We start from the raw sequence: 11,346 nt of genomic DNA, 5'->3' as shown, positions 1-11,346 counted from the left end.
CGATTAAATTACAGACACAAAAAAAGGGCTATAAGCCCTTTTTTCAATAAATAGTAAGTTAGCCTATTAAGGATTAACTTGGTCTTTAAGACCTTTACCCGCTTTAAAGCTTGGGATAGTTGCTGCCGCAATTTGAATTTCTGCACCAGTTTGTGGGTTACGGCCAGTACGCGCTGCACGCTCTTTTACTGAGAAAGTACCGAAACCAACTAATGCTACTGAGTTACCTTCTTTAAGAGAGTTAGTAACTGCGCCAGTGAATGCATCTAGTGCACGAGTTGCTGCCGCTTTTGAGATTTCTGCATCAGTAGCAATTTTTTCAACTAATTGAGCTTTATTCATTGTTAGATTCCTATTCGTTATTATTTTGCCTTCGCAAAACCTATCTTTATGCATTTTTGAGAAGTTAGCAACAGCAAATTGCTATTTTTACGTAATTTATTCAAAAATGACTACTATTTAACTATCAATCACAAGGTTAGTGACATCAGTATTAATAAAGACTTAATTTAACTTCCATAACTAAATTTTATGATAGCCAAACCATCATTCAATTTTCTCGATAACTAAGGTAACTTCCCCAACCTCAAAGCCAAACTTATCAATAGCGGTACGGTTTATCAAGCGTGATTGTGTTACCAAGTACATCCAATCATCGAAATTCACCACTAAAGTACTATCTTTATATGGAAGTTCGACAGAATATGTCCAGTGGAACACACTACCATTACTATCACCCTTTGCTTCGCCAACCACATCTGAGGCTGTACCTGTGATACTGCCATCTTCATTGATGGTGATATACCAAATACGCGTTTGCGTTTCGCCATCATCATAAACAAATTGCTCGTCAATCACTCCCTGATTGCCATCCCAAGTTGCTTTCATATCGACAACCAGCTTACGAGTTAATTCACCTTTATGGTCTTGAACAACGCCGTAGGCTTTGAGCTTTCCGCTAAAAAACTGTTTAAAGTCAAACTTAGGTTCTGTGCCTTGATAATAATCAACGTTTGGCGCAGAGCAGCTGGTAATTAACAATACCATAGCAAAAATAAAAAGTGCTTTGAGCTTAATCATGTTTCCCTCCAATAAGCTGTTTTCGAAGTGATGGTTCAGAAGTGTCAGGACTTAACCAAATTGCTAAAAAGTTATTAGCGAATTTATTGTCACCAACCTGACCTAACTTTTTGTCATTAAAGTAGAAAGTACCAATGCCTTGCTCGTTCGTACGAAACGACAGCGAATCATTCTTTTTGATATCAGGCCAAAGGGCTAATAACTGTTCGTCGTATGCACCTACCATGTCATTGAGCTTTAAATGTTGCCATTGCTCGTTGGTTGCTTTAACGATGTCTTTTGCATCAAAATCACGTAAATAGGTAAGTGTTAACTTGCTGGGGTGCTGACCAAATTGATACGAACCCGTTGGCGTTTCTAGTTTGGCGTTATACACATCCCAAAATAGATACTCCATCTTGGCTTGTCCTACTGTTTTAAAACCGTTTGCGATAGCCCCTGCTGAAAAAAATAACGCAGCAAACAAGGATAATTTAAGTGGCTGATACATCAATAAATCCTAAAAGTTGTGTTATTAATCATTACGTAAAGCATAACTGAACTGATCATTTAGACGCTAAAAATCGCTTATTAATAGTGATGATAATCATAAACATGCTCGCCCATCCTAAACCATAAATAAGCCAAAACTGCCAAATAGCAAATTGTGTGTTAAGTACTTCAAAGCGCATCCCAGCGTAGTAACTGGCTGGAGCAAATAACGCGCAAACACCCCAGCCAATATACCAAGGCAACTTTTGTAGAAATTTCATCGAAGTATTAATAGTTAGAAGTAGCGCAGTCCAAAGTACAGCAAGCCATAAGGGAAAGGGACTCTCTTTAAAAGCGAGTAAATTAAAACTACTCGCTAGCCATTCATAGCCTAAAGCAAGCGGTAAGCCGCATAAAATTAGCCAAATATCTTGTCTTCGCTGCGTTGATAAAAAAATCATCACAGCTACAACAGCTAAAGCGGGTATCAGAGAGTTGTGTTCGAGGAGTAAGGCCATAAACCAAACTCCTTGAAACAACGCAAAATTAATAATTGAGCGCGATATCATCGCCAGAATGGCCAAAACGCGGTTTACGGGCAACTAAATGAACGGTACTGATGGCGCGGGTTCTAAATGCTCCTTCACAGTAAGCTAAGTAAAATAGCCATAAGCGATAAAAACGCTGGTCAAATTTCACTTTATCTATTTCAGGCCAACTAGCAACAAAGCGCTCACGCCAATCAGCCAAGGTTCTTGCATAGTGAACACCAATATCTTTGACACTATGCACGACCATGTCTGTTTGCTGCTTTATTTGCTTATTCATTTCATCTAAGCAAGGCAGGCAGCCACCTGGGAAGATATATTGCTGAATAAAGTCTGAGTTCTTTAGGTAATGACTGTAACGCTGATCAGCGATGGTAATTGCTTGGATAAGCATTGCACCACTGTCTTTTAATAAAGACTGACATTTAGCAAAAAAGCCTGGTAAGTACTCATGACCTACTGCTTCAATCATTTCGATTGACACAAGCTTATCGTATCTACCTTCTAACAGACGATAATCCTGCTTCAGTAAAGTGATTTTATCCTCAAGTTTTAGCTCTTTAACTTTTTGTTCTACATAAGCATGTTGCTCATCAGAAATCGTCGTAGTCGTAACATGACAATCAAAATGTGTTGCAGCGTAAATCGCAAAGGCGCCCCACCCTGTGCCAATCTCAATAACAGAATCACCTGGCTGTAAATCAACTTGCTCACAAATTAATGCCAGCTTATGAGATTGGGCTTGTTCAAGGGTGGCTTGTTTTGAAGGATACACTGCACAAGAATACAGCATTTCATCACTTAAAAATGCACTGTATAGGTCGTTACCTAAATCATAATGCGCTGCAATATTCTTTTTCGAACCGCTGGCTGAGTTTTTATTTTTAAGATGATTAAGTCTGTGCGCAATACCACTTAAAAAAGCAAATTTTTTCTCAAAGGCATCTAGTTGAGCTTGATTAAGGGCAAATATTTCAATAAGTTTAGTGAGGTTGTCACAATCCCAATAACCAAGAATGTAGGCCTCACCAGCACCAACACTGCCAGATAAAGCAAATGACTTATACATCGCAGCATCATTCACTGTAACCGTTGCGTTCAAATCACTTGTCAAATCACCGAAATGCTCTTTTTGATCACCTTCAATGAGCGTAATACGTCCAGTATCTATACTGTTGAATGCACCTATGACAAGTTTTTTATACAGCTTTGTCATCCAGCCAGTCGTTGCGGCTTGCGTTAAATTTGATACTTTTTCCATCACATCACCTAGTTGAATTCTCTTATTTGCCCGAGTGACCAATAAATGGCACACGTTTGCAAAACAATTTCAAAGCATGAAGGTAAATACCCTTAAAGATACTAAACGTCATAGCCGGAAACTGTTTAAGCACGGCACTAACCCGCTCCTTCGTCAGGATGTGCTTTTGCAAACGCAGGGTTGCATCAAACAAAAGAGTCTCGTCTTTTTTATTTTCAATATGAATCATGGTGTTATCAGAATTCATTCTAATATTCCAATGATAGTTCATATCTAAGTTCATGAAAGGTGATACGGAGAAAACCTTTTTAAAGTTCACTTTTTTTTCAAGAGGTACTACATAATAATGACGTTCATTCCAAGGGGTATTGCTTACTTCAGCAAGCATGTGGGTAAAGTCACCATTACTAGTTTGAAAGAAGAAAAAGTTTACAGGGCTAAAGTACAGCCCTAAACAACGCATTTGTCCGAGCATAAAAACATTGGCAAATTCATTAGAAATGCCTAGCTCTTTAATTTTATTAAGCGCACGCTGCTTGAGTGGTAACTGCATATCAGTTTGATAATTAAAGTAATCACTTTGTTTAAATTTAAGAGCCTTAAAGCCACTAGAACCAAGCCAAGGGTGAATACCATTTAGCTCATTAGGATTTGCTAAATCAACCCACATCATATAAAGCGGGTATTTAAAGTGATGCTCTTTAACCGCAAAACGCCGATGACGAACATCACCTATATAAATAGCACTATTCAAACTCTACTCCGAGTTTTTGCGCCACATTGACAGCACTTCTAACACCGTCTTCGTGGAAGCCGTTATACCAGTATGCTCCGCAAAAATAGCTATTGTTTTTTCCATCAATCAAGGATTTTTGCTGCTGTGCTGCTATCGACTCTTTGTTAAATACTGGATGGTGGTATGTAAACTCTCGTAGAATTTTATCTTTGTTAATGCCATCAAGGTGGTTAAGCGTGACACAAAATTGTGTGTCGCTTTTAATTCCTTGTAGAATATTCATTTGATATGTGACAACAGCGGCTTTGTCTGTGTTGTTGTTTAATAGGTAATTCCAGCTAGCCCACGCAGCTTTTCGTTTTGGTAAAAGTGTTGTATCGGTATGTAGTACCACTGAGTTAGCCGTGTAAGGTATAGCTGAGAGAACACGTTTTTCGTCTGCGCTTGGGTCTAATAATAGGTTTAATGCTTGATCGGAATGGCAAGCAAACACCACCTTGTCGAATGTTTCGCTATGGCCATCATCAAAATGCACATGCACACTGCCATCTTTTCGAGATACCGAGCTGATATTGCTATTTAAACGAATTTTATCAGCAAAGCCTTGGATCATCGGTTTGATGTATTCGCGAGAACCACCCGGAATAACATACCACTGCGGGCGATTAGTAATATCCAGCAAACCGTGGTTATAAAAGAACTTAACAAAAAACTCTACGCCAACTTGCGCCATTTCTTTTATACTTGTTGACCAAATAGCAGCCCCCATCGGCAAGATATAATGGAAACGGAAAAATTCGTTAAAGTGATGCTCGTCTAAAAACTCACCTAAAGTTTGGTTTGCCTTATAATTTTTTTCAGCATGCAATGATTTACACACTTCATTAAAACGAACGATGTCTTTCAATAGTTTCCAAAATTTAGGGCGAAAGATATTACGTTTTTGAGCAAATAAACTAAAGAAGGTGTGGCCATTATATTCAAATCCCGTTTGCTCATTATGCACACTAAAACTCATTTGCGTTTTCTGGCGTTCAACACCTAAACGCTCAAGTAATTTTTCAAAATACGGGTAGGTCCGGTCGTTAAATACAATAAAGCCTGTATCAACAGCGTATTCAACGCCATCAACCTTTACGTCAATGGTTGCAGTATGGCCACCTATGTAATCGTTTTTCTCAAATACGGTTACATCGTAATGTTTGTGCAAGAGGTGCGCACAGCTTAAACCTGCTATGCCTGATCCAATAACAGCCACTTTTTTCAACGTGATAATCCTTTTGCAAGCTTCAGCCACAACGGCGTAGGAAGCATTCTTAAAAATTTTAAAATGAAGGTAAAACGATGCGGAAAATGCACTTCTTTGCGCCTTTTCGCGACACCTTTAAAAATATAGTTTGCCGCTTCTTCTGCACTGACTGCCATTGGCATAGGAAAGTCATTTTTTTCTGTCAGCGGCGTTTTAACAAATCCGGGGTGAACTAGCGTGACATCCACATCGTTTAAATCAACAGCTAAGCTGTTAGCTAAATAACTGACTCCCGCTTTAGAAGCGCCATAAGCTTGGCTACGTGGTAAAGGCAAGTAAGTTACACTAGAGCTCACTATAACGAGCTGCCCACCGGGTTTTATTTTTGGTAACAATGCCTCAAGACAATAGCCCATACTAAGTAGATTGGTGGTAATCACACGCTCGAACAAACTACTATCAAAATTACGTGCATCATCAATGTATTCACAATTCCCTGCATTTAAAATGACACGATCAAATTGCGTATATGCCACTGTGCTCGAACGTATATCCTGAAGGTCTGTTGCATCAAACTGGCAAGACTCGATATTTTGGTACTGACTTAATTTGGCAAGCTTTTCTGTATTCCTACCGCAAGCAATAACTTGCTCACCCTTGTCTGCATAAAGCTTTGCCAATGACTCACCAATACCAGAAGTTGCGCCTGTAATTAATGTCGTCATTATGCACTCGCCCTTCTATCGATAAATTTTACAGCAGAACCAAGCACTGGAATATGCCTGTAAAGCATAGCCCCTACGTCAAAATAATCGCGATGCTCAATGATTTTGTCGTCATTAAATTTTAAGCGGCTATGTCCCTCAACTGAAATTGCTTGGCCTTTTTTAAGTTTTGGATGACGATACTGCATGGTCCAATAAATAAACGCGTTTTCCTCTTTACTATAGGTATTTTCAATAACAAATTCGCAGGAAATCACATTAGCATAAAGATTTTTAAAATAATCACGCAGCGCCTCAAGACCATTTACCGCATGCAAGGGATCTGCAAACTGAATGTCTGGGTGATAGATATCATCCAATAACTGTAAATTATCTTTATTGAGTGTTTGATAAACATTAATAAATCTATCAAGGGTCGCCTTTTCCATGTCACACCTTAAATGCGTTTAACGCTCGCTCTCGCGCTGCTTTATGATCAACAATTGCTGGCCAATAACTGCTCGACTTACCCTGTTTCGCTAAATAGTCATGCGGAAAATGGATTTGCTTGGCAGGAATTTTTTCCAGCTCTGGTAAATATTTACGGATAAATTCACCATCTGGATCAAATCGCTCACTTTGAGTGATTGGATTAAAAATTCGAAAATACGGCTGAGCATCACAGCCTGTGCTTGCAGCCCATTGCCAGCCGCCGTTGTTAGATGCTAGATCACCATCAATAAGGTGTTGCATAAAAAAGCGCTCACCTCTACGCCAATCAATTAGTAAGTGTTTAGTTAAAAAGCTCGCTACCACCATACGTAAACGATTATGCATCCAGCCAGTTTGAAGTAACTGCCTCATAGCGGCATCAACCAATGGGTAGCCTGTTTTACCTTCGCACCATGCTTGAAAGTCACCTTCATCATCACGCCATGCCACAGCGTTGTATTTCTCGTTAAAGTTGTCGTATTTACTTAGGTTTGGATAAATCGCCATAAGGTGACGGTAAAATTCACGCCAAATCAGTTCGTTTACCCAGCAAAACAAGTTACTTTTGCTGCTGCGTAATACATCAGGATGACGCTGTTGAATAAGTGCTAATAATTGCTGAACGCTGACAATGCCAAGAGCTAAGTAAGGACTTAAACCAGAGGTGCCTTTGATGCTTGGGATATCGCGTTGCTCTTGATAGCTTGCTAGCTTTTCTTCAATAAAGCGCGCGCAAACGTGGCTGAGCGTTTCATCATCAACAGGCCATTTATCTGAGCTACCGTCTGTGGCTAACAACTCACTTGACTGCCACTCAATAGGCTCGAACATCTTAGGCGGCTCAGCAAAATAAAAATGGGTGTCTTGATAAACTTTAAGCCATGCATTTTTAAATGGCGTAAAAACTTTAAACATCTCACCGCTTTGATTTTTGATACTCCCAGGCGGCGCAATTACATCACCATCGTAAGCATAAAAGGTAATGCCTTTACTGTCAGCATGCTGTAAAAAAGCTTTATCGCGGTTAACTTCGTTAAGCTCATATTCGTTATTGGCATATACATTTTTTACTTGGTGTTGATCGCAAAATAACGCTAATTTTTCTACGCATCCAACGTAATCTTTCGCATCAATAACATGTAATTTAATACCTTTGCTGGCTAAAAGTTCACCTAGAAAACGAAGCCTGCGTTTTAATAAATCGAGCTGAATTGCTGCTACATCATGCGCTTGCCATTGTTTTTCGGTAATAAAAAAAACCGCATGCTGGCAACCATTTTCGATAGCCTGATACAAAGCATCGTTATTAAAAAGGCGCAGATCGCGCCTAAACCAAAATAATGTATTCATTAAATTCCGTAGCGTAATTTTAGTTCGTTCGGATATGGATCGAGGTAGACTTGTTTGGCTAGGTACTCATTTGGATGCACTTTTAAGTGATGCTTTATCAGTGTAAGTGGTACGTAAAGTGGCACTAACCCTTGGCGGTATTCATCAATTGCATCGCGCAGTTCTTGTTTTTCAATCTTAGAAAGCGATTTTTTAAAATAACCTTGCAAGTGCATTAATGTATTGGCGTTATTTTTACGTGATGCTGGCTTTTTAAGGGCTGTCATTAATCCCAATATGTACTCATCAGCTAAGGTTTGGATGTCTTCGCCATCAAAAGTGCCGAGCAGATTTCCCAAGTTCCGGTAAGCTTCATAGTTATGTGCCATTAATAAGTACTTATACTGGGCATGAAATTGAGTCAACCTATGAACTGTAAGAGGCTGCTCGCTCAACGTTTGCCAGTGCTTGTAGGTATAAACACGCATTACAAAATTTTCACGTAAATGCATATCGTTTAAACGGCCGTTTTCTTCACAAGGCAATAACGGGTTATGTGCCATTATTTGCTCTGCAAAAAAACCAACCCCTTCTGAAGTATTACCCGTACCAGCTTCGTTATAAATTTTAATGCGTTCCATTCCGCAACTAGGGCTTTTCGCACAAAACACAAAACCACTTAATTCTGCGGTTTGCTCTGTCGCAACTCGTTTACCGTACTCAGTTAATTTAGGGCCAACATCGCCAGTGCCATCAGGGCGGCACACTTTGATGGTATCTCCAACACGCACTTGGCGAATTGTTGGCCTAGGTATAGGTACCCCTACCGCCACTTCCGGGCAAAACTTTTTATATTCAACATGGTTAGCCAACTCATCCATGCAAAAATTAGATTTCTTGTGTCCACTGTCAAAACGCACTTTGTCGCCTGCTAAGCAAGCGCTTAAACCAATTTTAATTGTTGATTGCTGCATATAAACCCTACTAATAGATAAGATTACCAATTGGGTTGAGTAATTTACTAATACCTTTATTGAAGTGAAGCGCACTGCTAACGACTGTAAAGCACAAGCACCCTTCAATCGTTTTTGGCGTGTGATTGTGGCGACCATCTAGCATCATAAAATCACCTGGTACGTAATGTCCGTCTTCATCACTGAACTCACCATCTAATAATAAAGTTAGCTCAAAACCCGTATGTGTGTGCTCAGGAATTTCACCACCGGCATCAATGTGCAACAGGCTTGCCCTTAATGGACCATCATCTAAATCAATGCGTGAACGGGCAAGTTTACCTATTTGCATAAAATTACTGTGGCCAATGCGCGTAAGCGCTCTGGGTAATGTGTAGCTTTTATCTTTAACATCAACAGAAACCTGTGCTTGCTCATACACTTCATCAATTGATTCATCTGCAGTAATTGCATCAAAAAGGCTTATGTCTAACATGTCATCCGAATCGGTAGCGACCTCGGTAAATACACTGTCAGCATTTTTTGCCTCAAGAGCGGCTATCTCTTTTTGACACACTGGGCACATTTCAACATGAATAGCGACTGCAACACTCAAGGTGGCAGGTAGATTACCCTCACTAAACTTGGCAAGTAATTCGTTGCTTGGATGGTGCTTAATCATGGTGTTCTCCCATTTCATTGCGTAACTTCTGCAAGGCTAAGCGAAGACGAGACTTCACTGTGCCTACGGGAATGTTTAAGTGCTCAGCAAGTTGCTCTTGCGACATATCTTGAAAGTAGACTCCGCGCACGACTTCACGTTGTGCAATCGGTAATTTATCAAGATATTGTTTGATTTGTTTATCTTCTAAATGGTCACTGAACTCGTGTTGCCCCGGCTGTGCTTCATCAATTAACGGCCAAATATCTTCACTGATACACTCTTCTTTACTGCTTTTCATTTTTCTGAGCATATCGAAAGACGCATTTCGCATAACTGTATAAACCCACGTTGTCGCCGCACCTTTTTCTTTGTGATAAAGATGCGCTTTACGCCATACAGAAGTTAACGTTTCTTGAACTAACTCCATCGCTTGAGCTTCAGAACCAAATTGCTTTATTCCAAAACGTTTAATTTTTGGCGAGAAATATTGGAAAAGTATTGCAAACGCACGCTTATCGCGGTGCTCGGCAACAGCAAATAAAGCATCAGCAAGCTCTTTGCTTGGTGTATCTGGCATGGCAGAGTATTGACCTATGTTAGGTTTACAACCTGTGTTAAGTTGTTGACTTACCATCTTTGTGTCATCCAATTATTGTCGTTTAAAGTAATACGGCAAAAAGTTGAGGTTAGATCACATTAATTAGTAAATTCGTTATTAATTAGAGTATGGAGGAAACTTAGCAAGTTTTCAAAGTTAGATTTAAAAGCAAGTTGTTGTTTTTTAACTAATGAAATAGGCAAAATCTCAAGCCAACGGGCAACAACCCAGGCAAGGTTATCAAATTGTGGGGTTTTATAAAGGCCTGCTAAATCTGGCTGATTTGCAAACACAGCGCGAAGCGTGTGGCTTAGTAAGGTATTTTCATCGTTGATTGGTGTGTTTATGTACCACGAAGGTGACGAAATTCTTTCGATATCAGCATGACGTAACTGCTGCTTATCCTGATTAGCATTATGAATAGATACCGCATGCTCAGCATAAACATCAATTAATAATTGGCCGTTATCATCTTGATTGAAATCGGTTATTTGCATTAAACAACCTATTTCGGGCAAGTTAAGATCTGTGTCATGTTGGTAAGTGCAAAGCACAAAACCTGTATTATCTTGTACAGCTTCTTTGACCATCGTTAAGTAACGCTGCTCAAATATTCTTAGCTTGGTGAACCCTTCAGGTAAAATAAAAACCGGTAAAGGAAAAATCGCACGCTTCATAAAGTCTACTATTCTAAAACCACATGCCTTTAATTACGTGCGCTTTTAATCCGCCGATCAATATTTCATGAAATCTTAATATCTACTTTATACTTTAGAAGTTAAACCATTGTGCAACGTTACGAAATAATTCGATAGATGCATATGCACTGAGTAAACTCAAAACCGGTGCAACCATAAGTAAAAATAAGCTGATTTCACTACTCATTATCTTGCTTCCTTACTGTTTGTTTGTTGCTTTTGGAGCTTGTGCAACTTTTAACTCTTCTTCTTTCGAAGTAATTGCATCTTCACTCATGTAAGTATCTAGTAACTTTTGAGCATCAAACTCAATGCTGTTCATTACGCTTTGTTTCAGTTCGTTACTTGCTTGCTGAACATAGCTTTTAACAGATTGTGTAATTGTGTTGCTGATATCTAATTCAAAGTCAGTAGCGCTTGCTTGAGTTGACCCTAATACAAGTAACGCAGCAGTAGTTAATTTAAGTGAGTTATTCATAGTGGTATTCCTTGTCTCTTTAAGTAATTAGTCGTAATTACTTAATCAAAGGTTGTGCCACTCTGAAAATATTTTTTAACCCATT

At 39.3% G+C, this 11,346-nt stretch carries 15 protein-coding genes; all 15 read right to left on the bottom strand.

Annotation, left to right across the window (positions count from 1 at the left end):
* Positions 1-66: 66 nt before the first annotated feature.
* Entirely contained in the window at positions 67-342 is a 276-nt protein-coding gene (locus tag HCZ11_RS02520) for an HU family DNA-binding protein (protein ID WP_036972004.1), read from the bottom strand.
* Positions 343-546: 204 nt separating this feature from the next.
* Positions 547-1,080, bottom strand: coding sequence for a DUF3833 domain-containing protein (locus tag HCZ11_RS02515; RefSeq protein WP_130052657.1), 534 nt, complete (start codon positions 1,078-1,080; stop codon positions 547-549).
* Positions 1,073-1,570, bottom strand: coding sequence for a chalcone isomerase family protein (locus tag HCZ11_RS02510; protein WP_254869050.1), 498 nt, complete (start codon positions 1,568-1,570; stop codon positions 1,073-1,075). The genes HCZ11_RS02515 and HCZ11_RS02510 overlap by 8 nt, the downstream gene beginning before the upstream one ends.
* Positions 1,571-1,625: 55 nt before the next feature.
* Complete coding sequence (locus tag HCZ11_RS02505; RefSeq protein WP_250662181.1) at positions 1,626-2,069, bottom strand: DUF2878 domain-containing protein; 444 nt, start codon at positions 2,067-2,069, stop codon at positions 1,626-1,628.
* Between the two features lie 28 nt (positions 2,070-2,097).
* Positions 2,098-3,360: a cyclopropane-fatty-acyl-phospholipid synthase family protein gene (locus HCZ11_RS02500; protein WP_167657542.1), complete on the bottom strand. Its 1,263-nt coding sequence runs from the start codon at positions 3,358-3,360 to the stop codon at positions 2,098-2,100.
* A 22-nt stretch (positions 3,361-3,382) separates the two neighbouring features.
* Entirely contained in the window at positions 3,383-4,114 is a 732-nt protein-coding gene (locus HCZ11_RS02495) for a DUF1365 domain-containing protein (protein WP_167657541.1), read from the bottom strand.
* Positions 4,107-5,363 carry an NAD(P)/FAD-dependent oxidoreductase gene (locus HCZ11_RS02490; protein ID WP_167657540.1) on the bottom strand — a complete coding sequence of 419 codons (1,257 nt, stop codon included), beginning with the start codon at positions 5,361-5,363 and terminating at the stop codon, positions 4,107-4,109. The genes HCZ11_RS02495 and HCZ11_RS02490 overlap by 8 nt, the downstream gene beginning before the upstream one ends.
* Positions 5,360-6,070, bottom strand: a complete 711-nt coding sequence (locus tag HCZ11_RS02485) for an SDR family NAD(P)-dependent oxidoreductase (RefSeq protein WP_130052662.1) — start codon at positions 6,068-6,070, stop codon at positions 5,360-5,362. The genes HCZ11_RS02490 and HCZ11_RS02485 overlap by 4 nt, the downstream gene beginning before the upstream one ends.
* Positions 6,070-6,498, bottom strand: coding sequence for a nuclear transport factor 2 family protein (locus HCZ11_RS02480; protein ID WP_167657539.1), 429 nt, complete (start codon positions 6,496-6,498; stop codon positions 6,070-6,072). Before HCZ11_RS02480 ends, HCZ11_RS02485 begins: the two co-directional genes overlap by 1 nt.
* A 1-nt stretch (position 6,499) precedes the next feature.
* A complete protein-coding gene (gene phrB / locus HCZ11_RS02475; RefSeq protein ID WP_167657538.1) occupies positions 6,500-7,891 on the bottom strand; it encodes a deoxyribodipyrimidine photo-lyase in 1,392 nt (463 codons plus the stop codon).
* A complete protein-coding gene (locus tag HCZ11_RS02470) occupies positions 7,891-8,844 on the bottom strand; it encodes a DUF523 and DUF1722 domain-containing protein (RefSeq protein WP_167657537.1) in 954 nt (317 codons plus the stop codon). Before HCZ11_RS02470 ends, phrB begins: the two co-directional genes overlap by 1 nt.
* A gap of 10 nt (positions 8,845-8,854) precedes the next feature.
* Entirely contained in the window at positions 8,855-9,505 is a 651-nt protein-coding gene (locus tag HCZ11_RS02465) for a ChrR family anti-sigma-E factor (protein ID WP_130052666.1), read from the bottom strand.
* On the bottom strand, positions 9,498-10,121 hold the full coding sequence (locus HCZ11_RS02460; RefSeq protein ID WP_130052667.1) for a sigma-70 family RNA polymerase sigma factor: 624 nt from the start codon (positions 10,119-10,121) through the stop codon (positions 9,498-9,500). The genes HCZ11_RS02465 and HCZ11_RS02460 overlap by 8 nt, the downstream gene beginning before the upstream one ends.
* A gap of 62 nt (positions 10,122-10,183) precedes the next feature.
* Positions 10,184-10,762: an LON peptidase substrate-binding domain-containing protein gene (locus HCZ11_RS02455; RefSeq protein ID WP_130052668.1), complete on the bottom strand. Its 579-nt coding sequence runs from the start codon at positions 10,760-10,762 to the stop codon at positions 10,184-10,186.
* A gap of 220 nt (positions 10,763-10,982) precedes the next feature.
* The gene (locus HCZ11_RS02450; protein ID WP_130052669.1) at positions 10,983-11,261 is read right to left on the bottom strand and encodes a hypothetical protein; all 279 of its coding nucleotides are present in this window, start codon (positions 11,259-11,261) and stop codon (positions 10,983-10,985) included.
* Between the last annotated feature and the right edge of the window lie 85 nt (positions 11,262-11,346).

Source organism: Pseudoalteromonas sp. HF66, from assembly GCF_011806445.1.
In the GTDB taxonomy this organism is placed as follows: Bacteria; Pseudomonadota; Gammaproteobacteria; order Enterobacterales; family Alteromonadaceae; genus Pseudoalteromonas; species Pseudoalteromonas apostichopi.
Note: the sequence above shows the minus strand (reverse complement) of the source record. Positions and strands in the feature narration are given on the sequence as shown.

What these genes read in the sequence shown, in the direction of transcription:
- HCZ11_RS02450 (WP_130052669.1), bottom strand. Translation starts at nt 11,261, where the DNA reads ATGAATAACTCACTTAAATTAACTACTGCTGCGTTACTTGTATTAGGG.
- HCZ11_RS02470 (WP_167657537.1), bottom strand. Translation starts at nt 8,844, where the DNA reads ATGCAGCAATCAACAATTAAAATTGGTTTAAGCGCTTGCTTAGCAGGC.
- HCZ11_RS02455 (WP_130052668.1), bottom strand. Translation starts at nt 10,762, where the DNA reads ATGAAGCGTGCGATTTTTCCTTTACCGGTTTTTATTTTACCTGAAGGG.
- HCZ11_RS02510 (WP_254869050.1), bottom strand. Translation starts at nt 1,570, where the DNA reads ATGTATCAGCCACTTAAATTATCCTTGTTTGCTGCGTTATTTTTTTCA.
- HCZ11_RS02480 (WP_167657539.1), bottom strand. Translation starts at nt 6,498, where the DNA reads ATGGAAAAGGCGACCCTTGATAGATTTATTAATGTTTATCAAACACTC.
- HCZ11_RS02485 (WP_130052662.1), bottom strand. Translation starts at nt 6,070, where the DNA reads ATGACGACATTAATTACAGGCGCAACTTCTGGTATTGGTGAGTCATTG.
- HCZ11_RS02500 (WP_167657542.1), bottom strand. Translation starts at nt 3,360, where the DNA reads ATGGAAAAAGTATCAAATTTAACGCAAGCCGCAACGACTGGCTGGATG.
- HCZ11_RS02465 (WP_130052666.1), bottom strand. Translation starts at nt 9,505, where the DNA reads ATGATTAAGCACCATCCAAGCAACGAATTACTTGCCAAGTTTAGTGAG.
- phrB (WP_167657538.1), bottom strand. Translation starts at nt 7,891, where the DNA reads ATGAATACATTATTTTGGTTTAGGCGCGATCTGCGCCTTTTTAATAAC.
- HCZ11_RS02460 (WP_130052667.1), bottom strand. Translation starts at nt 10,121, where the DNA reads ATGGTAAGTCAACAACTTAACACAGGTTGTAAACCTAACATAGGTCAA.
- HCZ11_RS02520 (WP_036972004.1), bottom strand. Translation starts at nt 342, where the DNA reads ATGAATAAAGCTCAATTAGTTGAAAAAATTGCTACTGATGCAGAAATC.
- HCZ11_RS02515 (WP_130052657.1), bottom strand. Translation starts at nt 1,080, where the DNA reads ATGATTAAGCTCAAAGCACTTTTTATTTTTGCTATGGTATTGTTAATT.
- HCZ11_RS02505 (WP_250662181.1), bottom strand. Translation starts at nt 2,069, where the DNA reads ATGGCCTTACTCCTCGAACACAACTCTCTGATACCCGCTTTAGCTGTT.